The sequence below is a fragment of the Streptomyces sp. NBC_00620 genome (assembly GCF_026341825.1).
Lineage (GTDB): Bacteria > Actinomycetota > Actinomycetes > Streptomycetales > Streptomycetaceae > Streptomyces.
The window spans coordinates 1,268,543-1,293,424 of the sequence record NZ_JAPENY010000002.1 but is presented as its reverse complement, the minus strand read 5'-3'; the positions used below and the strand labels follow the sequence as shown (position 1 = coordinate 1,293,424).

Below are 24,882 nucleotides of genomic sequence, written 5' to 3'. Positions count from 1 at the left end.
CCGTTCGTCTACGGGACGCTCGGCGCCGGGCGCTTGAACATCCGCGTAGCGGTGATCTCACTGTGCCCGGCCTCCTCGTCGGCAGCCGCACGCGGTAGCCCCGGCCGGAGATGTTCCTCCACGCTGATGTACTTCAGCCCGGCACGCAGGTCCGCATCGTTGCGCAGCCGGATGACGAGCGGGAACTCGGCAAGCGCCGTCGTGTCGAACAGCCCGGTGGTGTAGAGGAGTTGGACACCGAGCGCGTCCGACACGGCCCGCTGGAGCTCCAGCAGATACGTCGCGTTGGCGCGCCCGATGGGGTTGTCGAGGAACAGCGTGCCCGCGTGCCGGTGCTTGTCGCGGCCCCGGTCGTTGCTGCGCAGCGCCGCCATCGTGCAGTACAGCGCAATCGCGGCGGTGAGCAGCTGACCGCCCGAGAACACATCGCCCATCTGCCCGACGGGGACGCGCTCGGCGCGCAGTACGGCGTCCGGCTTGAGGATCTCGACGGCGATGCCCTTGGGCTGAAGGGCGGCGCCGACCCCGCGCAGCAGCAGTGACATGCCGTCGCGGCGCATGTCCGAGTTCTTCTTGACCGCCGCCCGGGTGGCCTCGTCGACGACCTCGCCGAGCCGCTCGGCGAGCGTGGCCTGGTCGGGCTCCTCGAAGCGGATGCGCAGGAACTCCTGCCCGGACCACTCGCCGAGCCCCTCCGGCAGCCGGGACAGCCGCTGCGCGGACCGCAGGGTGGCGAGCGCCGACTCGACGAGCCCCCGCAGCCGGTCCACGATCGAGTCACGATTGCGCTCGAGCTGCTCCAACTCGTCCGTCAGCACCCGCAGTCGGGGCGCGAAGGCGTCCGCCCACTTCTGCGCGTGCTCCGGCAGCGCGGACGCGGGCAGCTCACGGATCTGCTGCCGCGCCGGGGTCCGCACCTGCTCGTACCGCGTGGAGTTGGCATGCCGTACGAGGATGTCGCTCGCCTCACGGACAGCGGCCTCGGCGGCGGACAGATCGGTGGCGCAGCCGCGCAGGGAGCGGCGGGCCTCAGCGGCGGAGTGCCGTGCCTCTTCGAGGCTGCCGGGGTACGGCTCGGGCTCCTCCTGCTCCTCGTCGGAGTGCTCGCGCAGCAGGTCCCTGAGCAGCGCGGCGGTCTCTTCGAAGCCTCCACCCGCGTCCTCGGCGGCCCGGTGGGCGCCGAGCAGTTCGGCGTGGGCTTCGCGCGCCCGGCTCAACGACTCGGTACGGGAGGCGAGTTCGCCGGTGGCCGTGCGCAGCAAGACCTGCGCGTGCTCGGCGTCGCGCGGGACCAGTTCCTCCGACAGCTCGGTGTGGGCCTCGCCGTCCTCGGGCGCGTGCCGCTCGGCCTCGCCGCGCAGCCGTCCGAGCTGCTCGCTCGCGGTCGACATCCGGGTCTCCAGGAGCTGCACGTGCTCCTCGGCGCGGGCGGCCGCGGCCTGCCGGGACGGGCCGTCGGAACCGTCCGGCGACTCCAGGAGCTGCGCGGCGCGCGTACGCACCTTGTTGCTGAGCCGCTCCCACTCGGCCAGCGCCGCGCTCTCCTCGCTCTCGGCCCGTGCCTGCTCGGCCCGGAGGTCGGCTCCGACACCGACCTTCTCGTACAGCTGCGACGCGGCCCGGTAGGCCTCGCGCAGAGCCGGCAGGGACGGCTTCGAGGCCGTCGATTCGTCTTCCGGTACGTCGTCGGGGGCGCCCGCGATCTCCGCGCGCTCGGCGCGCAGCGCGCGGGCGGTGCGGCGGGCGTCGTCGGCGGCGCGCTGGGCGGCGCGGCGGTCCTCGTCGGCGGCGCGGGCGCGCTCCAGGCAGACCTGGGCGCGGGCCTCCGACTCCGTTGCCTCGTCGGCGAGTTCGCGTACCTTGACCTGCCAGCCGGCGCGCTCGCGCAGCCGGAACGCGAGCCCCGCGAGGGCGTCGGCCGCACGCCGCGCCCGCTGCGCGGCCTCCTGCCGATCGTCCCGTACGAGGGTCGCCTCGGCCGCTGCCTCGTCGGCCTCGGCCCGCACGGTGCGCGCCTCGGCCAGCTCGGCCTCGGCCTCCTCGGCGAACGCGCGCGCGTCCCGTGCCGCCGCGGCGAGCTCGACGAGCCGCCCCGCGGGACAGCCGGTGCGCCAGGACGCGAGCCGCGCCGCCAGTTCACGGTCCTTGGCGAGCCGCCCTGCCAGTGCCCGGATCTCCTCGTCCCGCTGTGTCGCGCGCGTGCGCAGCGCCTGTCGCTCCTCGTCGGCGGCGTGCTCGTCGTGCATGGCCGGGTTCGGCGGTACGAGGAAGACGTCACCGTCTCCCGCGCCGGGCGCCGGAGTCGGGGCGAGCAGCGCGGCGGCGGTACCGACGGCGACGGCGGACCTCGGCAGCAGCGCGGCGTCATTGAGCGCCTCGCGCGCCCGTGCGTGCGTGTCCGGGTCGGTGATGATCACGCCGTCGACCAGCTCCGGCCTGGCAGCCAGCACGCGCGCGTGGTCGACGGGGTCGACGGCCTGTGCGAGGTAGCGCCAGCCGGGCAGCGCGGGGATCCCGTGCTCTCCGAGGAACTCGACGGTGGCGAGCACGTCCGGGCCGGGCGGCAGCAGACCCCCGTCGCCGAGCGCCCCGAGGATCCGCGCGTCGTCGGCCGCGGCGGTCCGCAGGTCGAACAGCTGACGCTCGGCGGAGGCGACACCGTCGTCGAGCAGTTCACGCAGTTCGTCGGCGAAATGGTCCAACTGCTCGGGGGCGAAGGGGCCTTCGGCGGTCGCCCAGGTCTCGGTGTGAGCCCTGCCCACCGCCCCGGACTCTGCCGACCCGCTGACCGCGCCTGCCCCGTTGGCCCCGCCCGCTCCACCGGCACCCCGGCCAGAGCGGGCCACCGCCGCACCCCCTTGCTTGCCGCGCCCGTCAGAGGCGCCGAGCCCGGCCTCGCCCTCATCGGCGCCGTCACCCGCGCCGGGACGAACACGGGCCGCGCGGGCACCGCCCTGACTGTCGTCGCCGACCCCATCGGACACATTGCCCGGGGATCCCTCCGCCCCGGCCCGGGGAACCGGCACTCCACCGCGCCCCCTGCCGGAGGCACCCGGCAGGCTCAGCAACTCCGCCAGCCGCTCCTCCCCCGCCAGCCCCTCCGCGGTGCCCCGCTCGCCCTCGTACGACCGCTCGGCCGCCGTCGCCGCGTCCGCGGCGCGGGCAGCCGTCAGCTCCGCGCGGGACGCCACGGAAGCCGCCTCGCGGGCGTGCTCGGAGGCGCGCCGGGAGGCCTCCCGGGCGGTGTCCCAGGCCGAGACGGCCGTCTTCTCGGCGTCGCTCGCGGCGAGCGCGGCCCGCGCCGGGTCGGCGTCGGGGGCGCTGTCGTCGAGCCAGCCGGCCCGCACCGCTTCGGCGGTCTCCTGCTCGACCTCGCTCAGGCGCTGCCGCAGATGCCCGACCTCACTTCGGGCGCGCTGCGCGGCGGTGGCGGCAGCGGTCGCGTCCGAGTGAGACGTCTCGCCGACGTCCTGGAGCCCGGCGGACCGCTCCTCCTCCTCGTTGGCGAGCGCCTCGGCACCGTCGGCGGCGCGGTGCAGGGCCCGTACGAGATCGACGGCGGCCTTGGCCCGCGCGGCGAGCGCCGGCGCGGCGTCCCGCTCGGCCTCGCGAATCGCGGCGGCCACGCGTGAGGAACGGTCGGCGGCGGAGCGGTGCCGCAGTACGGCCTCGGCAGCCTGCCAAGCGGAGTGCAGGGTGCGCGCGTCGGCCAGCTCACGCTTCTGCGCGGCTGCGGCTTTCTCGGCTCCGGCGAGCGCCAACGAGGCATGTCGGTAGGCGAGTTCGGCCGCGATCAGCGCGCTCGTGGAGCGAGTGCTCTCGGCCTCGGTGACGGTGTGCGCGGCGCCGGTGACCCGCTGGGCCAGTTCGCCGGCCCGGCCCCGCTCCCGCACGGCTCGCGCGGACAGGCGCCTGGCCAGTGTCCGCGTACGCCGCTCGGCGCCCGCGTGGATGTCACGTGCGCGTGCCCGTGCCCCGGCGGCTTCGACGATCCGCCCGAGCAGGTCCGCGGACCCGGCCGTGAAGTCCCGCTCGGCGATGAGCTCGGCACGCCGGCCGAGCTTGTTGCCGAAACCGCCGACCAGGTCGGCGAGCCCGTCGGTGTCCCGGGTGTCGGTGACCGCGCGCAGCAGCAGGTCGGTGAAGTCGGAGTCCTTCTTCACCGCGAAGAGACCGGCGGCCTCACCCTCGTCGGCGTTCATCTCCCGCTGGTAGCGGAAGAGTTCGGGGTCCAGGCCCAGGTCGCCGAGGTGTTCGTTCCAGCGGTCGTGGATCTCCTCCCAGTGCACTTCGAGATGCGGGTACGCCTTGCCCGCCTCGGTGATCGCGTCCCGGAAGCCCTTCATGGTGCGCCGTCGCCCCTGCGCCCCGGACGCGCCTTCCACGGGCAGCCGTACGGCGGTGGCCTCGGCGACCGGCAGATTGTCCAGGCTCAGTCCAGGACCGGGCCGGAACGAGTACCAGGCCTCGGCGAACTTCCGCGGGTCGTTGGAGACCTGCCGCCCCCGCCACTCACTCACCTTGCCGACGACGACACACTCGCCGGTCAGCGTGTGCTGCCACTCCAGCGCCACATGCCCGCAGTCGTCGGCGAGCAGGAACTTGCGCAGCACACCGGAACTCGCGCCGCCCAGCGTGTTCCGGTGGCCCGGCAGCATCACCGAGAAGATCAGCTTGAGCAGCACCGACTTGCCGCCGCCGTTCTCCAGGAAGAGCACGCCCGCGGGCGCCGGGCGACGCGGCGGCCCGACGGGCTCCTCCGCGAAGAACTCCGCCTGGGTGGGCGCGGGGTCGGGCACCGGCTGACCCACTCCGCGCAGGTCGAGCACGGTGTCGGCGTAGCGCGCACCGGCAGGCCCGATGGAGTAGAGGCGGACCCGGGACAGCTCGTACATGGCGGCGGACTCTCGTAGTCGTGAAAGGAGTTGAGGCGGTCGGTCGGCTGATCGGCGGGTCAGGAGTGGAACGGGAGTCCGGCGCCGGCGGCCAGCTCCACGTCGTCGGTGTCCTCGGCGGGCAGCAGACTCGCGGTGCCGTCGGTCACCGGGACGATGCCCAGCTCAAGGAGCTCGGCCATCGCGGCACTGCCAGCCATGTCACGGACCTGGAGCTGATAGCGGGCCGTCGTCCGGTACGTCCCACCGGAGTCGTCCCCGGTGCGCTGCAGAAACCCGGAGTCGGTGAGGAAGGCGACGGCCTTGCCGACGATCCCGGTGGTGGAACCTGCGAGTCTTCGCGCGTCCTTGGTGGCCCCGGTGGAGCTGCGCCGCGCCCAGATCCGCCAGGCCGCCTCCAGGCCCGGCGATTCCGTCGCCGGGTCGGTGTTGCGGCCCTCCTCCTCGGCCCGCTCCTCCAGACGCCGGCAGGCCTGCCGTACGAACGCGTCGGCTCCGTTGACCGAGACACGCCCGATGTACCCGTCGTCCGCGAGGTCCTCGGGACGGGGAAACGCCATGGCGGCGACGGCGAGATGCGCGAGCCCGTGCAGGAACCGGTCCCCCGAGTCGGCCGACGCCCGGCGCGCGTAGTCGCCCATACGCACGGCGAACACCGAGTCCTCGGCGGCGGTCACGGCCATCCCCGCGCGCGCGGACACCTCCAGGACGACCAGCCCGAGCCCGGCGGCCACGGCGTCCGCGAGCCGCGCGAACGGCGGATCCTCGCGGTACCGCCGCAGCAGCTCCGCGTACTCCTGGTCGCGCGCGGGCTGAAGCTTGGGCTGCAGCCCAAAGGCAACGAGCCGCGCGGCATCGGCGGCGTCGGCGGGCGTGATGGGCGCGTTGGCCGGTACGGCAACGGCCTCCGGCTCACTCCACTCGACGTGCTCGGTCACGGGTGAAACTCCTTGGTCTGACAAACGAGGGCGAGGGCAGGTACGTAAGGGGCGCGGGGCTGTGACATATGCGGCTCCGCCGCGTGGGCGCGACCAGCCACGACCGGTCCGCAGTCAAAGAACGACCCACAGATCACGCCGCCTCCGATCTACCGGCTGCCATCCCCACCGCGTCCAACAGAGCCATGCCTACGATGAGATCGGCCCCACCGAACTCCGGATCGTCCAGCTCCGTCCCGTCGTCCACGGCGAACAGCAGCTTCTGCTCACCCTGCCGGTAAGCCGTGCCGACGGGCGGACTCGCGGCGTGCACAGCCAACAGGGCGACGAGGTAAGGCAGTTCAGGGTCCCGCCGACGCGCGTCCGCAAGCAGCCCGGACAACCGCCGCGGCGCATCCGCGGGCAGGTCGAGCAACTCCATGGCACTGGCGAGCTGCTCCTCGCTGAACCGACTGTCGTCGGGCGTGGCGATCAGATCCGGCTCAGGCATCTCCGCACCCAGATGCTCCCGCTCCATGGGAGGCGCCAGCAGTATGTCGACAAGGTCCCCGACCCGTACCGACACCGGCGTGCGCAGCCCCGTCCCGCGGGCGAAGAACGCGTCCGTCACCCGCAGCGCCTGCTCCACGGGCAGCGGCAGCAGGGGGGCGACGAGGTGCCCGTAGAGATCGATCCCCGAAGTCGTCATGGGTGTGGCGAAGGCCTGCCGGTCCTGCTCGGCACGGAACAGCGGTCCGGCCTCCAGGAGCCGGGACTGCAGCTGCGTGTGCCTGCGGATGCAGTCCTTGACGATGTCGACCAGCTCGGCCGCACGGCGTTTCTGCTCGGGGTCCTCGGACTCGTCGCGGGCCTTGCGGATGTTGGTGAGGATCGCGTTCTCGTGGCGGTACCGGTCGGCGACGTGGTCGAGGGCTTCCGCGATCATGTCGGGCACGGCCTCGAGCCAGTCCACGGCCCGCACATTGCGGCGGGTCGCGTCCAGAGCCTTGCGCAGCGTCTCGGCGAACTGCACGGTCCGGTACCTGGCCTGCTCCGCGGCCAGCTGCGCGTCGGCGAGCCGGCCGCGGCTGATCAGCACCTCGAGCTTGACCTCGGCGGCGATCTGCGCACTGGTGACGTCGGTATCGAGGGCGCCGACGAGCACATTGACCGCTTCATCCGTCGTACGGAGATACACACTCCCTCCGTATCCGGGCACCTCCTCGATCAGCTTGAAGTCGTAGTCGCGGCGTACATAGGAGCCGTCGGGTGCGAACGTGCCGTATACGGCCCGGAAGCCGCGGTCGACGCTGCCGACGTTGATCAGGTTCTCCAGGACCCAGCGGGCCACGCGCTCGTGCTCGGCGACGGGCCGCTGCGGGGCCTGGGCGGCGATGCGCGGGATGAGGCGGGCCACTATCTGGTCGTGGTCGGCGCCCGTGTCGAAGTCCATGTTCAGTGTGACGAGGTCGATGGCGGCGAGGGCCACCTCCGCCATCCCGTAGACCGAGTACTCACCCGCGAGATTCGCCTTGCGTACGTCGAGGTCGTGCAGCGGCGCGGTGCAGGCGAGCGCGCGCAGCCGCCGCGCCAGACCCTCGTCGGCGGCCGGGCCCGGTGCGGGGCGCGGCCCCGCGCTGAGCTGGGGCGGAACACGGTCCGTCGATGCAGGCGAAGTCACGGTGCACAGACTAGGTCCTCGGTCTGACAACGGTCGAAACGACGCAGAAGCGACCGCCCGTCACAGCGGCCGCCACGCTCGCCCTCCTGCTGCTCAGCCGGTCCCCTGCGCCCCGTCGGCCACCCGCCGCCCGTACACGGCCACAAGTCCCTTGAGCGAGTCGTCGAGATAGACCGCGAGCAGCCGCTCGGCCCCGTCCCGGTCGCCCTTCTGGAGGGTCTGGAGGATCTCGCGGTTGCGCGCGAGGTACGGCTCGTGCAGCCGCCGCGGGTCGTCCACCACGTGGAACGCGAGGCGCAGTTCGGCGAAGACGCTGCGCATCAGCTCGTCGGTGCGGGCGCTCCCGGCGAGCGCGACGAGCTCCCGGTGGAAGTGGATGTTGGCTGTCGAGACGCCCGTCCAGTCGCCTTCGCCCGCCGACCGCCGTCCGTTCGCCACAGCCGTCGCGAGGCCGTCCACGGCGTACGGCGGCTCACCGAGACCCCGGACCACGGCGCACTCGACGAGGGAGCGTGTGCGGTAGATGTCCTCGACGTCCTCGACGGTCAGGACCCGCACGAAGACCCCGCGATTGAGCTCGTGGACGAGCAGCCGCTCGTGCGTGAGCAGCCGGAACGCCTCGCGCAGCGTGTTGCGCGAGACGCCGAGCGCCCCGCCGATGCTGTCCTCGGACAGCCGTGTGCCGGGCGGGAAGTACCCCTCCGCGATACGGCTCCTGAGGATGTCCGAGACCCGCTCGGCGGTGCTGGTGCGGCCCAGCAGGGCGCGATCGTCGGCCAGTCCCGTCAGCTCTGCCATGCCCGGAATTCAATCGCAGATACAAGAACGAAACAACATGGGTATTGAGGGATCGTTCAACGATCCTCTACCTTGTCGGTCAGGCGTCAATCGCAGGGCCTCGAAAACGGCCGCGAACCAAGGCGCCGCGCACTTCCCGCACGGCACGGCTCAGTCCAAGCACCCTCCGTCCCTCACTGCGAGGTGCCCATGAGCACGACCCCTCCACCCCAGGCCCTGACCGCCGAAGACCGCCCCGACGCGGCTGAACCCACTCCCCAGGACGGCCCGTTCGCCTGGCTGCACGCTCTCGGTCCGCGCGGCCGACGCGCCTTCGCCGGCGCGTTCGGCGGCTACGGCCTCGACTCGTACGACTACTTCACACTGCCGCTGAGCATGGTCGCGCTGGCGGCGTACTTCGGCCTGGACAGCGGCCAGACCGGCCTGTTCACCACCGTCACGCTGGTCGTATCGGCGGTCGGCGGCGCGATAGCGGGTGTGGTCGCGGACCGGATCGGGCGCGTCAAGGCCCTGATGATCACCGTGATCACGTACGCGGTGTTCACCGTGGCCTGCGGTTTCGCGCCCAACTACGAGACTCTGCTGGTTTTCCGCGCCCTTCAGGGGCTCGGTTTCGGCGGTGAGTGGGCGGTCGGCGCGATCCTGGTCGCCGAGTACGCGAGCCCCAAGCACCGCGGCCGCACGCTCGGTGCGGTCCAGAGTTCCTGGGCCGTCGGCTGGGGACTGGCCGTGATCGTCTACACGGTGGTCTTCCAGTTCCTCGACGACGACCTCGCCTGGCGCGTGATGTTCTGGACCGGCGCGCTGCCCGCGCTGCTCGTCGTCTGGGTGCGGCGCCGGGTGGAAGACGCTCCGAAAGCGGCCGCCGTACGTGAGAAGAGCGCCAAGAAGGGCTCGTTCGCGGCGATCTTCAAGCCCGCCACGGCCGACGGCCCCGGTCTCCTGCGCACCACGTTCTTCGCGGTCCTGCTGTCCACCGGTGTCCAGGGCGGCTACTACACGCTGGCCACCTGGGTGCCCACCTATCTCAAAACGGAGCGCGGTCTGTCCGTCGTGGGCACCGGCGGCTACCTCACGTTCCTGATCTCCGGAGCCTTCCTCGGCTATCTCACCGGCGGCTATCTCACCGACAAACTGGGCCGCAAGCGCAACATCCTGCTCTTCGCGATCCTCTCGGCGCTGTGCATCCTCGCGTACGCCAACATCCCGAGCGGCGCCAACACCCTTCTCCTGGTGCTCGGTTTCCCGCTCGGCTTCTGCATGTCGGCCATCTTCAGCGGCTTCGGCTCCTTCCTCAGCGAGCTGTACCCGACGGCGGTGCGCGGCACGGGGCAGGGCTTCACGTACAACACCGGACGTGCCGTGGGCGCCGCCTTCCCCACCACCGTCGGCTTCCTCGCCGACAGTTGGGGCGTGGGCGGGGCGCTGGTCTTCGGTGCGATCGGCTACGCCCTCGCGGCCGTGGCGCTGATCGGACTCCCCGAGACCCGTGGGAAGGAACTCCTGTGACTGCCACGACCTCTGTGATCCCCGTGATCCACTCCCCCCAGGACCGCCCGTTGAGCCTCCGCGACGGCCACGCGCACGCGTGGACCCCCAAGAAGGCGCGCGCCACGTTCCGTTCGGGCGTGTCGGGATCCACCGCCGGAGTCGCCGCGGGCCACACCCAGGCGAACCTGATCTCGGTGCCCGCAGACTGGGCGTACGACATGCTGCTGTTCTGTCAGCGCAACCCGAAACCCTGCCCGGTCCTCGACGTCACCGACGCCGGTTCCTGGACCACTCCGCTCGCCGAGGGCGCGGACCTGCGCACCGATCTGCCGCGCTACCGGGTGTGGGAGCACGGGGAGTTGGTGGCCGAACCCACGGACGTGATCGACCACTGGCGCGGCGACCTGGTCTCGTTCCTCATCGGCTGCAGCTTCACCTTCGAGTGGGCGCTGAGCGAGGCGGGCGTCCCGATGCGCCACCTGGAGCAGGGCCGCAACGTCTCGATGTACGTGACGGGCCGCCAGTGCCGTCCGGCCGGGCGGCTGCACGGCCCCATGGTGGTGTCGATGCGCCCGGTCCCGCCCGAGCACCTGGCCGCGGCGATCCGGGAGAGCAGTCTGCTGCCCGCCGTGCACGGGAGCCCGGTGCACTGCGGTGAGCCGTCGGGTCTTGGCATCGGGGATCTCGCGCGCCCCGACTTCGGCGACCGGGTGGACGCCGAGCCCGGTGACATCCCGGTGTTCTGGGCCTGCGGAGTGACACCCCAGGCGGCCGTGATGGCCTCGCGCCCGCCCTTCGCCATCACCCACGCACCCGGCCAGATGCTCGTCACGGACACCCGTGACGAGCAGTACCGCGTGGCCTGAACAGGAGAGACAGCAGCTCATGACACCGATCGATCTCAACGCCGACCTGGGCGAGGGCTTCGGCCGCTGGCGCCTGACCGACGACGAACAGTTGCTGTCCGTCGTCACCAGCGCCAATGTGGCCTGCGGTTTCCACGCCGGGGACGCGGCCACCATGCGGCGGGTGTGCCAGCTGGCGGCCGAGCGCGGTGTACGGATCGGCGCCCAGGTCTCCTACCGCGACCTGGCGGGTTTCGGGCGGCGCGCGATGGATGTGCCGTCCGCCGAGCTGACGGCCGAAGTGGCCTACCAGATCGGCGCCTTGGAGGTCTTCGCACGTGCGGCCGGCTCGCGCGTGTCGTACGTGAAGCCGCACGGCGCGCTCTACAACCGCGTCGTGCACGACGAGGAGCAGGCGGGGGCGGTCGTCGACGGTGTACTGCTCGCGGACGCCTCCCTGCCCGTCCTCGGTCTCCCGTCCTCCCGCTTCCTGAAGCTGGCCGAGCGGGCGGGACTGCCCACCGTCACCGAGGCGTTCGCGGACCGCGCCTACACCGAGGAGGGCACCCTGGTGCCACGTTCCCAGGACGGCGCGGTGATCACGGACGCCGACGCAGTCCTCGAACGCTCGCTGGGTCTGGCCCGCTTCGGCGTCGTGACCTCGCACTCCGGGGAGCGCATCCCGGTCCGCGCCCGCTCCCTGTGTCTGCACGGGGACACTCCGGGCGCGGTGGACATGGCACGCCGGGTCCGCGCCGGGCTCGAGTCCTCGGGTGTCCGCGTGGAGGCGTTCGCATGAGGGCACTGCCGGTCGGTGAGCGAGCCCTGCTCATCGAGGTCTCCTCGGGCGAGGAGGCCCAGGCCCTGCACGCCGAACTGCTGCGCCGCCGCGCGGACGGCTCCTTCTCGGTCGCGGAGATCGTCCCCGCGGCCCGTACGGTCCTCCTGGACGGAGTGGACGACCCCGCGCGCCTGGCGGCCCGTCTCGCCTCCTGGGACATCCCCGCACTGCCCACGCGCGCGGAGCGGGCGATCGAGATCCCCGTACGGTACGACGGTCCCGACCTGGCGGACGTCGCGGCCCTGTGGGGGGTGCCCGAGCAGGACGTGCCGGAGATCCACGCGGCGGCCGAATTCCGCGTCGCCTTCTGCGGGTTCGCGCCCGGCTTCAGTTACCTGACAGGTCTGCCCTCCGGGTACGACGTTCCCCGCCGGGCGACTCCGCGTACGACGGTTCCGGCCGGTTCCGTGGCGCTCGCGGGCCCGTACACCGGCGTGTACCCGCGCTCCTCGCCGGGCGGCTGGCAGTTGATCGGGACGACGGACGCGGTGCTGTGGGACCACGCGCGCGTGCCGGCCGCACTGTTGGCTCCGGGTACCCGGGTCCGTTTCGTACCGACGAGGCACTCATGACCGACCGGGCTCTTTCCGTCGTACGTGCCGGGGCCCTGACCACCGTCCAGGATCAGGGCCGCCCCGGCCACGCCCACCTCGGGGTACCGCGCTCCGGCGCGCTCGACGGACCTGCGGCGGCGCTGGCCAACCGCCTCGTCGGGAACTCCCCGGAAGCGGCCGTCCTGGAGACGACAGTGAACGGGTGTGCCCTGCGCCCGCGTTCATCCGTCACCGTGGCGGTGGCGGGTGCGCCCTGCCCGGTCACCGTGGACGGGCGTCCCGCGCCCTGGGGAGCGCCCGTACGCGTGCCGGCCGGCGCGCTCCTCGACGTGGGCCCCGCGCGCGCGGGACTCCGCACCTATGTGGCCGTCTCCGGCGGAGTCGCCGTGGATCCCGTCCTCGGCAGCCGCTCCACGGACCTCCTCTCGGGCCTCGGCCCCCCGCCCCTCACGGACGGCATGGTGCTGCCCCTGGGACGCCCCGACACCCTCCACGCGCGCGTGGACGTGGTTCCACAGCCCGCGCCGCCGTCCGAACTGGTCCTGCGGGTGACGCCGGGCCCGCGCGACGACTGGTTCACGGCCTCGGCGCTGCGCACCCTCACCACCCGCCCCTACCGGGTGTCGGCGGCGAGCAACCGCATCGGCCTGCGGACGGAAGGGCCCTCACTGGAGAGGGCCGTTTCCGGCGAACTCCCCAGTGAGGGCATGGTCCTGGGTGCCGTCCAGGTACCGCCCGACGGCAGACCGGTCGTCTTCCTGGCCGACCACCCGACCACCGGCGGGTACCCGGTGATCGCTGTGGTCCGCCCGGCCGATCTCCCGGCGGCCGCTCAGGCCGTCCCCGGCACGCCGGTCCGCTTCGTGGCCGTACGACGACGATGAAGCGGCCCGAGACGAAGCCGGGCCGTCATACCGGGTCCGGCTGCTGTTCGCTCACCGACAGGGCGGCCAGCGCGGCCGACACGGCGTGCGAGGCGCTCAGGTCTAGGCGTGCGCTGGTACCGCGCGCCTTGTGGCGTACCTCGGCGGCGGCGAGGGTGAGCAGCTGCGGCAGCAGATCGGTGCACCGCCTGGCGACCCAGCCGGTCCCGGCGGTCGCCAGCCACCAGAGGCTCGCCGACCGCGTGGGCGCGGGGAACTCTGGTTCGGCCGAGGGCTGGACACCGGTGGCGATGCCCTGCTCGGCAAGCAGCGCGTGGAACCGGAGCGCGAGCGCCCGGTGCCCCTGCTCCCCCGGATGCAGTTTGTCCGCGCTCCACATCGCGCGGTCCTTCAGCCAGTCCTCCTCCGCGGCGTGCAGATGCAGCGCCCCGTACCGCTCGGACAGCGCGTGGACCACCGCGTTGACGGCCCGCTGCCGCCGGGCCAGCGGCCGCGCCAGGGCACCCGGCAGCCCGAGCATGTAGCCGGGATCCGGCAGACAGGCCGTCATCACCACCGCTCCCTGAGCCCGGAACGCCGCGTACACCTTGTCGAGTCGGGCGGCCACGGAGTGGATGTCGAAGGTGTACCGCAGGGTGTCGTTGACGCCTATGACGACGGAGACCACGTCAGGGCCGAGTGCCATCGCCTCCGGCGTCTGGCGTTCCAGCACGTCACGCGTCTGGGCGCCGCTCACCGCCAGGTTGATGAACTCCACGGGTGCGTCCGCCGGGGCGAGCCCCTGTGCGAGCAGTGCGGCCCACCCCCGCCGTTCCTCGCCGACGGGATCGCCCACCCCTTCCGTCAGCGAGTCCCCGAGGGCCACGAAACGCAGCGGTCTCATCCCACGCCCTCCTGCAGGCGCGGCCGCACCTCGACCACCGCGTCGTGCGCGGCGAGGAAGCCCTCGACGGCGGTGCCCCATCCGAAACACTCGGCACGCGCGCGTGCGGCCTCCCTGCGCGCACCCTCGGGACGCCCAAGGAGCAGCCGTACCGCGTCCGCGAAGGAGTCCCCGCTGTCCGCGGCGGTGGCCCCGGCGGAGCCGATGACCTCCGGCAGGGCGGACAGCGAGCTGGCCACCACGGGCGTACCGCAGGCCATCGCCTCCAGGGCGGCGAGCCCGAAGGTCTCGGCGGGCCCGGGGGCCAGGCAGACGTCGGCGGAGGCCTGGAGCGCGCCGAGCGCGGCGCGGTCCGCAAGGTGTCCGAGGAAGGTGACGGGCAACCTCCGCTCCCGGGCGCGCTGTTCGAGCCGGGCCCGCAGCGGTCCGTCCCCGGCGACGACGAGGACCGCACGCTGTCCGCGCCGCAGCAGCGCCTCAAGCCCGTCCAGCGCCGTACCGGGCCGCTTCTCGACGGACAGCCTGGAGCACATCACGAGCAGGGCCTCGTCCGCGCGCGCGTAGCGGGCACGCACCGCAGGATCCCGCAGCGAGGGGTCCCGTCCCACCAGGTCGACGCCCAGCGGGGCGCGTACGACGTTGCGGGCGCCGATGCGCACGAACTCGCGCTCGGCGAACTCCGTGGTGCACACGACACGTGAATAGGTGTGCGCCGTACGCACGTTGAGGGCGTCGGCAGTGCGCCGGGCCATGCCCTCGGGGAGCCCCCAGGTCCGCAGCACGCCGTCGGCGGTCTCGTGGGAGACCATCACGGCGGGCACCCGGGCCCGCCGTGCCCAGACGCCGGTCCAGCGCAGGGTGGTCCGGTCGGAGACCTCGAGGCGGTCGGGTGCGAGCGACTCCAGGAGCCGGGCGACCCGCCGCTTGTCGGTGAGCACGCGGTAGCCGCCGGTGCCGGGCAGCACCGGCCCAGGCAGAGTGATGACGCGCCCCTGTTCGGTCTCCCGGTCCGTGGCGCGCTCACCGGGGACGATGAGCACCGGCTCGTGCCCCGCGGCCCGGTAGCCGGTGCCCAGCTCCCGCAGCGCGGTGCGCAGGCCGCCGGATGCGGGGGCGACGAAGTTCGCCAGCCGTACGATGCGCAGGCTCATGCCGCCACCACCGTCCGTGCGGAGAGCACATCGCTGTAGTGCCCGATGAGCTGATCGCCGACGGCGGCCCAGGTGCGGCCCTCGACCATGTCCCGCGCGGCGGCGCCGTAGGCGGCCCGCAGCGCCGGATCGCCGGCCAGGGACCACACCGCGTCCCGTACGGCGGCAGCGTCGCGCGGCGGCACCAGCAGCCCGGTACGCCCGTGGGCCACCAGGTCGAGCGGTCCGCCCGCGGCCGGCGCGACGACGGGCACCCCGCTGGCCATGGCCTCCTGCACGGTCTGGCAGAAGGTCTCGAAGGGGCCGGTGTGCGCGAAGACGTCCAGCGAGGCGAAGATCCGGGCGAGTTCGTCACCCGTGCGACGGCCGAGGAAGACGGCGCCGGGCAACTGTTCGGTGAGGCTGGTCTGGCTCGGCCCGTCCCCGACGATCACGACGCGTACGCCGTCCAGGCCGCAGACCCCGGCGAGCAGTTCGACCTGCTTCTCGGGGGCGAGCCGGCCGACATAGCCGACGATCAGCTCGCCGTTGGGCGCCAGCTCGCGGCGCATCGCCTCGTCCCGGCGGTCGGGACGGAAGCGGACGGTGTCCACGCCACGCGCCCACAGCTTCACCCGCGGCACACCGTGTGCCTCCAGGTCGTGCAGGGCCACGCTGGACGGGGCGAGTGTCCGGTCGGCGGCGGCGTGCACGGAGCGAATGCGCCGCCACGCCGTGGCTTCGCCGGCGCCCACGTACGTACGGGCGTATCCGGCCAGGTCGGTCTGGTAGACGGCGACGGCGGGGATGCCGAGCCGGGCGGCCGCGGCCATACCGCGGACGCCGAGGATGAAGGGGCTGGCCAGGTGGACGATGTCGGCGCGGTGTTCGGTGATCGCCGCGGCGACGCGTCGGCTGGGGAGAGCGACGCGGACCTGGGGGTAGCCCGGGAGCGGAATGGAGGGGATACGGACGACAGGGCACGGCGCGGTGGCGTCGGGCCCGCTCCCGGCGGCGGTGGCCGGGGCGACGACGAGGGGAACGTGACCGCGATCGACGAGGTGCCGGGCGGTCTGAAGCGCGCAGTGGGCCACGCCGTTCACATCGGGGGGAAAGGATTCGGTCACGATGACGACACGCATACTCGTGTTGTCGCCCCGCTGGACGTGCCCGCGTCAACGTGGATCTTTCCGTACGGGGAACGTCCCATGAGCGTTGCGCTCCGCACCCGTCCAGGTCAGCCCGCGTCCATGACTTCCTGACTCCCGGGTCACCGAACGTTCATACGGCGGGCATGTCCGGCCCGATTCTGCTCCGTACCGCTGTCTGTACCTCGGCCTCTTCGGCTGGATCTGCCGCCAGCCGGCGCAACTGATCGACAACACGTGCATCACCGGTCTCGGCGTGCCGTGCGGCCACCTCGCGGGTGGATTCCTCGCAGTCCCACAGGCACTCGACGGCGAAGCCGGCGGGGAAGGACGGATCGGTGGCGGCGAGTGCGCGGGCGGCGCGCCCGCGCAGATGGGACGAGGCGGTCTCGCGGTACACATGCCGCAGGACGGGTGCGGCACAGATGATGCCGAGCCGCCCGGCCCCGTCGACGAGGGTCCACAGCGTCGGCGCGTCGGGGCCCTCACCGCGTACGGCCTCGCGCAGCGCGCCCAGGACCAGTTCGCTGTCCTGCGTACCGCCCCGGCAGGCGAGCATCCGGCCCGCGGCGGCCCCCAGGGCGTCGGGCCGGTGGGCCCAGTTCCGCGCCCGGTCGACGGCGGCGACACTGCGCATCCGTTCGAAGGCCTCCACGGCGGCCTCGGCCGCGGCCGGCGAACCGGTGGCCGCCGCGCCCTCGATCAGGTCGAGGGCGTCCGGATCGTTGCTGTCGGCGAGATAGCGCAAGGCGGTGCAGCGGGCTCCGTCGTCGCCGCCGCGGGCGGCCTCGACGATCTCGGGCCGGTCCTCGGGGCCCGCGACGGCACTGAGGCAGCGGGCGGCGGGGACATGGAGTGCGGCTCCGCGTTCGATGCCCTGTTGGGCCCACTCGAAGACGGCCTGCACGCTCCATCCCGGGCGGGGCCCGGCCGGTCGCATCTGGCGCTGCCAGCGGTCGAAGGAGCCCTGCTCCTGGGCCGCACGCACGCGCGTGCCGATGGATTCGCGCGGATCGTCGGCCCACAGCCGCCAGGGCCGTGGTTCGAAGGCGTCGCGCACGGTGGCGGCGAGTGCGGCCTCACCCTCCGCGTCGGCCGGGAAACGGGCCAGTACGGGCGCGGCCAGGGCCCGCAGACCCGCGTCGTCGTCGCGCAGGGCCAGCTCGTCGAGCGCCCAGGCCCAGTTGGCGCCGGAGGCGGCGTACTTGCGCAGCAGTTCGAGCGCGTCCTGCCTGCCGTACGACGCGAGGTGTCCGAGCACCGCCAGGCCGAGCCCGGTGCGTGACTCGCAGTCGTCGAGGACGTCCTCCACGTCGAAGAGGTGCCGCTCGATCTCGTCGAGCTCACCGCTCAGGTCGAGGTAGAGACGGGCGTAGTAGAGCGAGCGGTTCTCCACCTGCCAGTCGTGGCGGGGGTCGCTCAGCACACAGTGGTTGAGCGCCGCGAGCGCTTCGGCGCGCGGTGCGGTGAGCGCGTGCAGCGTGCCGTCGCCGCGGCCCCTCTGGAGCAGGCCGAGCAGCGTACCGCTGGGCGCTATGACCGGATCGAACATGGGAAACAGCCTCACATCAAGCGTCGACGCAACCGGGATCCTGCATTACCTGGCCGCGTGACAACACGTCGGAGCGCCCGCCGTTTCTTGCTTGCTGAAGACCATCTTCCTCTGCCTCTCGTAGGTGGCCCATGCGGGCCGCATCACGGCCCGCGCGGTGCGGCAACACCTGCCCAGCCATCACGTCCGTGAATCACGACGTCATGATGACCCAGCGGTTCTTCCCGCCGCGACCGCATTTCCGGCGCCCCCGCACCGCCTCCCCGATTTTTTGCGTTTTGCCTGGTCAGAGCATCTAAGTCATCGTGTACCGAACAACTCGAGCAGCTCGGCCTTGGCGAACATGCGCGCCGTGTCGACGGCCGAGGGGGTGCCCGCGGCCGGATCGGCGCCACCGTCCAGGAGCACCCGGATCACGGCTTCCTCGCCCTTGAAGACAGCACCGGCGAGCGGTGTCTGACCCCGGTCGTTGATGCGGTCCGCCTCGGCGCCGCGCTCCAGCAGGGCGCGTACGGCCTCGGCATGGCCGTGGTAGGCGGCGAGCATCACGAGCGAGTCGCCACGGTCGTTGGTGAGGTTGGCGGGAACGCCGGCGTCGACGTACGCCACGAGCGCCTCGGTCTCGCCACGGCGCGCCAGATCGAAGATCTTGGTCGCCAGCTCCACGACCTCGGGGTCGGGGGCTTCACTCATCGGCCGGACCGCCTCTCACTGCAACCGTTCGGGTGAATCGCCAGCGTACTGGCTCCGGCTCCACATGACCGGCACGGCCTGCGGCAAGGATCACAACGGACTTGCCGGACGGAACAGACCTGTTCAGGCGGCCCAAAAGAGTCCGCCACTCGGGTGAAATCAGCGGAAATTCACTCAGTTGCACCTTTTATCGTATGGATACATGCTGTGATCCTGGAAGAACTCATGGTGACTGTCCCCACGAACCAGGAGAGCTCAAATGATTCTGTCCATCTCAGGCGTCGTCCTCCTCGGCATCATCGTGTTCCTCTTCTTCAAGAAGGACGGGCTCAAGGCGTCGCATGCCTTTGTGGCCGCGCTGTTCGGGTTCTACATGGCGAGCACGGCCATCGCTCCGAGCATCAAGGCCGGCGGGGAGAGCCTTGCGGGCCTCCTCGGCGGGATCAAGTTCTGACGTCCCTCTCTCGCACGCACCATCAGGAGACAGCAGTGGCCCGGCGCCCTCTCCCCCGCATTCTGAGCAACGGCAGCGCACAGATCGCCCGAAGCCGGGATCTGGCCCGAACGGCAGCCGACAGCGCCACCGACGTCCTCCACCCGCTGATCACGATCACTCGTGGACTGCGCCGGCTGGCAGCTGCCGGACGGCGCAAGTGGGCCGCCACGCCCAAGGACCGGCGCGGGCCCCTGCTGTTCCTGGTGGCCTCGGTGGTCCTGGTCGTGGCACTGGTGCCGTACGGACCGCTGCTCGCCGTCATCACGCTGATGGCGGCGGCAGCGTGGGCGGGCCGCGAACGCACCGCCCCGGAGCCGACGGGCCCCGACGAGTCGCAGACCCAGCGCCTCCAGTCGCTGTACGAGGCCCTGGTCCCGTACTTCTCCGCGGCCGAGGACCCCGCCCCCCTCTATGCCCACGGCGGCGACTGGGAGAAGGCCTTCTCCTCCTACGACTTCGACGAGGACGGACGTGTGTCCCGGCTCCTCCTCCGCTACCCGGCGTACTTCACCGACGGCGAGGCGGAGTCCCGCGCCCGGATCGAGCAGCTGCTGCACGCCAAGTCCGGCCGCGGCCGCGAATACCACTTCGAGTGGGACGAGGAGGGCAACGAGCTGAGGATCACGGTCCTCCCGCCGCTCCCGACCGACATCGCCGCCCAGCGGTTCGTGACCGCACCCGGCGAGACGGTCCTCGGCTTCACCGACCCCGCCGACGTCCAGCGCACGCTCCCCCTCACCTACGGCGAGGAACAGCGTGACGTCCCCCCGGTCGTCTGGCGCACGGGAGTCCGCTCCACGGAGCCGCATCTGCTGGTCGCGGGCGAGCCCGGCAGCGGCACCACCACACTGCTGCGCTCGATCGCCCTGCAGTGTCTCCAGTACGGCGATGTCGTGATCGTGGAGGGAGCGGGCACCGGCGAGTACGCGTGCCTGACCGGCCGCGAGGGTGTACTGGCCGTCGAGTGCGGGCTCGCCGGGGCGCTCGCGAGCCTGGAGTGGGCCGCCCATGAGACGGAACGGCGTCTCATCGCCGCGAACCGCGCCCGTCAGGCCGGCCAGTCCGCGCCGGACGACACCAAGCACCCGCTGTGGATCCTGCTGGACCGTCCGAGCGCGCTGGGCCACTTCGCCGCCGTCGACGGCCGCAACGACCCACAGTCACTCCTCCAGGTCCCTCTGCGCCATGGCCGCGCGGCCGGTGTCACGGTCGTCGTGGCCGAGCACTTCGACAGCCTGGACTCCCTCAGCGACGCCGTCCGCCAGCACACTCGCGCGCGCGTGGTGCTCGGTCCCGCGTCCTCCGCCCAGCTGGGGGCGGTACTGGGCTCACCCCCGCACACCACGCCCACCCGTGAGGTACCCCCGGGTCGGGGCTACGCCCGCCTGGGCACCGGCCCGGTCCTCCGCCTCCAGGTCCCGGCGACCCCGGACCCCTACGACGACGCGACCAGCGACACCCATCGGCGGGCGGTCCTGGACCTCCTACCGGAGCGCACGACTCCGGCAGAGGCGGAGATCAGCCCGTCCGGCGTCTGAGGACGAGCGCGTCAGCGCGACACGGGGGTCTGGGGGCGGAGCCCTCAGGAACGGGACGGGAAGGGGCGGAGGGGGCGAAAAACCCCACCTAAGCCACAAACGTCCGAGGCACCTCACTCCCCCCACTACCCCCCGTCTCCACCAACCGCGCCGCCGCAGCGAGCCGCACCGCCGCCTCCTCGGCCACCGCACCCCCCACAGTGAACGGCAACCGCACATACCCCTCGAAGGCGCCGTCCACCCCGAACCGTGGCCCGGACGGCACGCGGACCCCCACCCGCTCCCCCATCTCGGCCAGCCGCGACCCCGACAGGCCTCCGGTCCGCACCCACAACGTGAGCCCGCCCCGCGGCACCGAGAAATCCCACTCGGGCAGCTGCCGCCGCACCGCGGCGACCAGGTCGTCCCGGTTCTCCCGGGCCTGCGTCCGCCGGATCTCCACGGCCTGCTCCCAGCCCCCGGTGCTGAGCAGCCAGTTCACGGCCAACTGCTCCAGCACGGGCGTGCCCAGGTCGGCGTACGCGCGCGCGGAGACCAGGCTGCGGATCACATCGGGGGCGGCCCGCACCCACCCGATGCGCATCCCGGCCCAGAAGGCCTTGCTTGCGGACCCGACCGTGATGACGGTCGATCCTGCGGGGTCGAAACTGCTCACGGGGCGGGGCATGTGCACCCCGTCGTCCAGATGCAGTTCGCTCATCGTCTCGTCCACGACGAGCACAGTCCCAGCAGACCGCGCCGCGTCCACGAGCACCCGCCGCTGGTCCTCGTCGGCAAGGGCGCCCGTCGGGTTGTGGAAGTCGGCGACGACATACGCGAGCCGGGGAGCCGAATCCCGCAGGACCTGCCGCCAGCGGTCCATGTCCCACCCGGCGAGCCCCTCGGCCATGGCGACGGGCACCAGCCGGGCCCCGGCCTCGCGCATCAGCTGAAGGATGTTGGCGTACGAGGGCGACTCGACGGCGATCCGTTCACCGCGCCCGGCGAAGAGATGACAGATCGCGTCGATCGCTCCCATCGCCCCGGTGGTCACCATGATCTGCTCGGGCATGGTCGGTATCCCGCGCGCCGTGTACCGCTCGGCGAGCATCGAGCGCAGCGCGGGCAGTCCGGCGGGATAGTCGCCGTGGGTGTGCGCGTACGGCGGCAGCTCCTCCAGGGCGCCCTGCACGGCCCGGGTGAGCCAGGGCTCGGGCGCGGGCAGCGCCGCGCAGCCGAGGTCGATCATGGATCCGAGGGCTTCGGGCGGCAACGGTTCAAGGCCGCGCGCGGGCAGCGGGTTCCCCGCGGGCACGGCGGTCCAGCTGCCCGCTCCGCGGCGGGACTCCAGGAATCCTTCGGACCGCAGCGCCTCGTAGGCCGCGGCGACCGTCGTACGGCTGACGGACAGGGACAGCGCGAGTTCCCGCTCGGCGGGCAGCCGCGCGGCGACCGGCACCCGTCCTTCGAGCACCAGCAGCCGGATGCCGTCGGCGAGCGCGCGATAGGCGGGCGGGCGGCGGGTGCCGGGCCCCGCGGGGCGCTCCTGCTGGGAGTTGAGGAGCCGGGCGAGCTGAGCGGCACCCACCGCCGAAGTCCACTGAGTCATGATTCCCAGTCCACCTTCCCCGAATTGGCCATGGATGTGGTTCCTTCTCAAGCCACAGAGTGTCATGTGTCAGGCCACGACCACCACAGGGGGCTTCATCTTGTCCAGCCAATCGGAGACCGGACTCCTCAAGTCCGGACGGTTCCCGCGTCGACTCGTCCAGCTGTACGCCGGCCTGGCGCTGTACGGCGCGAGCTCCGCCCTGCTCGTGGAGGCGGGCCTCGGCTTGGAGCCCTGGAACGTGCTCCACCAGGGGCTCGCCGAGCTGACCGGCCTGACGATCGGCGTGGTGTCGATCTTCGTGGGCGCGGCGGTGCTGCTCCTGTGGATCCCGCTCCGCCAGCGCCCGGGCCTGGGCACGGTCTCCAACGTCTTCGTGGTCGGCATCGCCATGGACGGCACCCTCGCCCTCCTGCCCGCCGCGCACAGCCTGGCCGTACGGATTCCCCTTCTCGTGGCGGGCATCCTGCTGAACGGTGCGGCGACCGGCCTCTACATCACCGCACGCTTCGGTCCGGGACCGCGCGACGGCCTGATGACAGGCCTGCACCGGCGGACCGGCCGCTCGATCCGCCTGATGCGCACGGCCGTCGAAGTGGCGGTCGTCGCGACCGGCTTCGCCCTCGGCGGCACGGTCGGCATCGGCACCGTGCTGTACGCCGTCGCGATCGGTCCGCTGGCCCAGTTCTTCCTGCGCGTGTTCGCCGCCCCCACGGCACCGGGCGGCAGCACGGTCGTTGCCACCGGTCAACCGGAGCGCGCCATACTGCCCGGGTGAGCACGCGTATACGCCACCCGTACCTCGACCACCCCGGCCCAATCCCCTTCGCGCACCGGGGCGGCGCCGCGGACGGTCTGGAGAACACCCTGGCCCAGTTCCGGCGGGCGGTGGAGGCGGGCTACCGCTACATCGAGACGGACGTACACGCGACGGCGGACGGCAAGCTCGTCGCCTTCCACGACTCGACCCTGGACCGGGTGACCGACGGAGCGGGCCGGATCGCGGACCTCCCGTGGGAGGACGTGCGCCACGCGCGCGTGGCGGGCAAAGAACCGGTCCCCCTCTTCGAAGAGCTGCTCGAAACCTTTCCCGAGGTGCGCTGGAACGTCGACATCAAGGCGGAACCGGCCCTCCATCCCCTGCTCAACCTGATCGGCCGCACCAACGCCTGGGACCGCGTCTGCGTCGGCTCGTTCTCCGAGGCGCGCGTCTTCCGCGCCCAGCGCCTGGCCGGGCCGCGCCTGGCCACCTCGTACGGCACCCGGGGCGTCCTGGGGCTGCGGCTGCGCTCGTACGGCATACCGGCCGCGGTGCGCGGCTCGGCGGTCGCCGCCCAGGTACCCGTGTCCCAGTCGGGCGTGCCGGTGGTCGACCGGCGCTTCCTGCGCGCCGCCCACGCGCGCGGGTTGCAGGTCCACGTGTGGACGGTCAACGAGGCGGATCGCATGCACCGGCTCCTGGACCTGGGAGTCGATGGCATCATGACCGATCACATCGACACGCTGCGCAGGGTCCTGGAGGACCGGGGCACCTGGGTCTGAGCCCGCCGCGCGGTCCGTTCACGGGAAGCGAGGGGCACGGGTGGGCACTGACACCGTGCGCGCACAGGCGGCCGACGAGGCCGCCGAGCGACGGCGCGAGCAACACGGCTGGTACATGTACGACTGGGCGTGCTCCGTCTACTCGACGAGCGTGCTCACCGTGTTCCTCGGCCCCTATCTGACGTCGGTCGCCAAGGCGGCGGCGGACGCGGACGGCTTCGTGCATCCGCTGGGGATACCGATCCGCGCCGGTTCCTTCTTCGCGTACTCGGTCTCGGTGTCCGTCATCCTGTCGATCTTCGTGATGCCGATCGCGGGCGCGGCCGCCGACCGCACGGGCCGCAAGAAGCCGTTGCTCGCGGCCGCCGCCTATGTGGGCGCCGCGGCCACCACGGGCATGTTCTTCCTGGACGGCGACCGCTATCTGCTCGGCGGTCTGCTGTTGATCGTCGCCAACGCCTCGGTGGCCGTGTCGATGGTCCTCTACAACTCCTACCTGCCGGAGATCGCCCCGCCCGAGGAGCGTGACGCGGTCTCGTCCCGGGGCTGGGCCTTCGGCTACGCGGCGGGCTCCCTCGTTCTGGTCGCGAACCTGATCCTGTTCACGGCCCACGACACCTTCGGCGTCTCCGAGTCGACGGCGGTCCGCATCTGTCTGGCCTCGGCGGGCGTCTGGTGGGGCGCCTTCACCCTCGTACCGCTCAAGCGTCTGCGCGACGACAGGCGCAAGACCCCTGCCGGGACGGCGTCCGCGCCCGGATGGCGGCAACTGGCGGCCACCGTGCGCGACATGCGCGGCAAACCGCTCACCCTGTCCTTCCTTCTCGCCTACCTCGTCTACAACGACGGCATCCAGACGGTCATCTCACAGGCCTCGATCTACGGTTCGGAGGAGCTGGGCCTCGGCCAGTCGACCCTGATCGTCGCCGTGCTGCTGGTCCAGGTGCTCGCGGTCGGGGGCGCCCTGGGCATGGGACGGCTGGCGCGCAGGTACGGCGCGAAACGTACGATCCTCGGCTCGCTCGTCGCCTGGACCGTGACACTCGGCGCCGGGTACTTCCTGCCCGCCGGCGCGCCCGTCTGGTTCTTCGTCCTGGCCGCCGGCATCGGGCTCGTCCTGGGCGGCAGCCAGGCCCTGTCGCGCTCCCTGTTCTCGCATCTCGTGCCGAGCGGCAAGGAGGCCGAGTACTTCTCCGCGTACGAGATGAGCGACCGCGGAATGAGCTGGCTGGGCCCTCTGCTGTTCGGGCTCACGTACCAGCTGACCGGAAGTTATCGGGACGCGATCATCTCGCTTGTGGCCTTCTTCGTCATCGGGTTCGTGCTGCTCGCGAGGGTGCCGGTGCGACAGGCGATACGCGACGCGGGGAATCCCGTACCCGACAGGATTTAGCGCCGGAGGCCAA

General features: G+C 72.3%; 19 protein-coding genes and 1 pseudogene. 10 read left to right on the top strand and 10 right to left on the bottom strand.

Translation table 11 applies throughout. The annotated features are described in order from the left end of the window. Positions 1-8 precede the first annotated feature (8 nt). The 4 genes from OG246_RS25040 to OG246_RS25025 form a co-directional block, all read right to left on the bottom strand. Positions 9-4,895, bottom strand: a complete 4,887-nt coding sequence (locus tag OG246_RS25040) for a hypothetical protein (RefSeq protein ID WP_266467859.1) — start codon at positions 4,893-4,895, stop codon at positions 9-11. Between the two features lie 59 nt (positions 4,896-4,954). Beyond that, entirely contained in the window at positions 4,955-5,833 is an 879-nt protein-coding gene (locus OG246_RS25035) for a hypothetical protein (protein WP_266467856.1), read from the bottom strand. A gap of 133 nt (positions 5,834-5,966) precedes the next feature. Next, positions 5,967-7,493 (bottom strand): hypothetical protein, encoded by a 1,527-nt coding sequence (locus OG246_RS25030; RefSeq protein ID WP_266467853.1) that lies wholly within the window; start codon positions 7,491-7,493, stop codon positions 5,967-5,969. Positions 7,494-7,586: 93 nt separating this feature from the next. Continuing rightward, a complete protein-coding gene (locus OG246_RS25025) occupies positions 7,587-8,291 on the bottom strand; it encodes a GntR family transcriptional regulator (protein WP_266467850.1) in 705 nt (234 codons plus the stop codon). Positions 8,292-8,480: 189 nt separating this feature from the next. Here OG246_RS25025 and OG246_RS25020 point away from each other — a divergent pair, with 189 nt between their 5' ends. From OG246_RS25020 to OG246_RS25000, 5 genes are read left to right on the top strand one after another with little or no spacing between them, the layout of a single operon-like run. Beyond that, positions 8,481-9,800: an MFS transporter gene (locus tag OG246_RS25020; RefSeq protein ID WP_266467847.1), complete on the top strand. Its 1,320-nt coding sequence runs from the start codon at positions 8,481-8,483 to the stop codon at positions 9,798-9,800. Then, positions 9,797-10,648 (top strand): putative hydro-lyase, encoded by an 852-nt coding sequence (locus OG246_RS25015; RefSeq protein ID WP_266467844.1) that lies wholly within the window; start codon positions 9,797-9,799, stop codon positions 10,646-10,648. The genes OG246_RS25020 and OG246_RS25015 overlap by 4 nt, the downstream gene beginning before the upstream one ends. 19 nt (positions 10,649-10,667) lie before the next feature. Further along, positions 10,668-11,426 carry a LamB/YcsF family protein gene (locus OG246_RS25010; RefSeq protein ID WP_266467840.1) on the top strand — a complete coding sequence of 253 codons (759 nt, stop codon included), beginning with the start codon at positions 10,668-10,670 and terminating at the stop codon, positions 11,424-11,426. Continuing rightward, complete coding sequence (pxpB, locus tag OG246_RS25005; RefSeq protein ID WP_266467835.1) at positions 11,423-12,040, top strand: 5-oxoprolinase subunit PxpB; 618 nt, start codon at positions 11,423-11,425, stop codon at positions 12,038-12,040. The genes OG246_RS25010 and pxpB overlap by 4 nt, the downstream gene beginning before the upstream one ends. After that, positions 12,037-12,906 (top strand): biotin-dependent carboxyltransferase family protein, encoded by an 870-nt coding sequence (locus OG246_RS25000; protein WP_266467831.1) that lies wholly within the window; start codon positions 12,037-12,039, stop codon positions 12,904-12,906. The genes pxpB and OG246_RS25000 overlap by 4 nt, the downstream gene beginning before the upstream one ends. A 25-nt stretch (positions 12,907-12,931) precedes the next feature. Here the strand turns inward: OG246_RS25000 and OG246_RS24995 are convergent, their stop codons facing one another. The 5 genes from OG246_RS24995 to OG246_RS24975 all read right to left on the bottom strand — a co-directional run bounded on the left by OG246_RS24995 (position 12,932) and on the right by OG246_RS24975 (position 18,312). After that, positions 12,932-13,789: an SGNH/GDSL hydrolase family protein gene (locus OG246_RS24995; RefSeq protein WP_266467828.1), complete on the bottom strand. Its 858-nt coding sequence runs from the start codon at positions 13,787-13,789 to the stop codon at positions 12,932-12,934. Next, positions 13,786-14,940 (bottom strand): glycosyltransferase, encoded by a 1,155-nt coding sequence (locus OG246_RS24990; RefSeq protein ID WP_266467824.1) that lies wholly within the window; start codon positions 14,938-14,940, stop codon positions 13,786-13,788. The genes OG246_RS24995 and OG246_RS24990 overlap by 4 nt, the downstream gene beginning before the upstream one ends. Further along, entirely contained in the window at positions 14,937-16,061 is a 1,125-nt protein-coding gene (locus tag OG246_RS24985) for a glycosyltransferase family 1 protein (RefSeq protein WP_266467821.1), read from the bottom strand. Before OG246_RS24985 ends, OG246_RS24990 begins: the two co-directional genes overlap by 4 nt. Before the next feature lie 139 nt (positions 16,062-16,200). Beyond that, positions 16,201-17,619 (bottom strand): HEAT repeat domain-containing protein, encoded by a 1,419-nt coding sequence (locus OG246_RS24980; RefSeq protein WP_266467818.1) that lies wholly within the window; start codon positions 17,617-17,619, stop codon positions 16,201-16,203. A 300-nt stretch (positions 17,620-17,919) separates the two neighbouring features. Then, complete coding sequence (locus OG246_RS24975; protein WP_266467815.1) at positions 17,920-18,312, bottom strand: ankyrin repeat domain-containing protein; 393 nt, start codon at positions 18,310-18,312, stop codon at positions 17,920-17,922. 259 nt (positions 18,313-18,571) lie between these two features. On the opposite strand from OG246_RS24975, the gene OG246_RS24970 reads away from it, so the two are divergent. After that, positions 18,572-18,766 (top strand): hypothetical protein, encoded by a 195-nt coding sequence (locus tag OG246_RS24970; RefSeq protein WP_266467812.1) that lies wholly within the window; start codon positions 18,572-18,574, stop codon positions 18,764-18,766. Then, a pseudogene (locus tag OG246_RS24965) lies at positions 18,735-20,346 on the top strand (hypothetical protein). The gene OG246_RS24970 and the pseudogene OG246_RS24965 overlap by 32 nt, the downstream one beginning before the upstream one ends. A gap of 88 nt (positions 20,347-20,434) precedes the next feature. Here the strand turns inward: OG246_RS24965 and OG246_RS24960 are convergent. Beyond that, positions 20,435-21,934, bottom strand: coding sequence for a PLP-dependent aminotransferase family protein (locus OG246_RS24960; protein WP_266467808.1), 1,500 nt, complete (start codon positions 21,932-21,934; stop codon positions 20,435-20,437). A 64-nt stretch (positions 21,935-21,998) separates the two neighbouring features. Here OG246_RS24960 and OG246_RS24955 point away from each other — a divergent pair, with 64 nt between their 5' ends. Genes OG246_RS24955 through OG246_RS24945 form a run of 3 tightly spaced genes read left to right on the top strand, consistent with a single transcriptional unit; the run spans position 21,999 to position 24,869 of the window. After that, positions 21,999-22,712 (top strand): YitT family protein, encoded by a 714-nt coding sequence (locus tag OG246_RS24955; RefSeq protein ID WP_266467805.1) that lies wholly within the window; start codon positions 21,999-22,001, stop codon positions 22,710-22,712. After that, on the top strand, positions 22,709-23,476 hold the full coding sequence (locus OG246_RS24950; RefSeq protein WP_266467798.1) for a glycerophosphodiester phosphodiesterase: 768 nt from the start codon (positions 22,709-22,711) through the stop codon (positions 23,474-23,476). The genes OG246_RS24955 and OG246_RS24950 overlap by 4 nt, the downstream gene beginning before the upstream one ends. A 40-nt stretch (positions 23,477-23,516) precedes the next feature. Further along, complete coding sequence (locus OG246_RS24945) at positions 23,517-24,869, top strand: MFS transporter (protein WP_266467797.1); 1,353 nt, start codon at positions 23,517-23,519, stop codon at positions 24,867-24,869. Positions 24,870-24,882 lie beyond the last annotated feature (13 nt).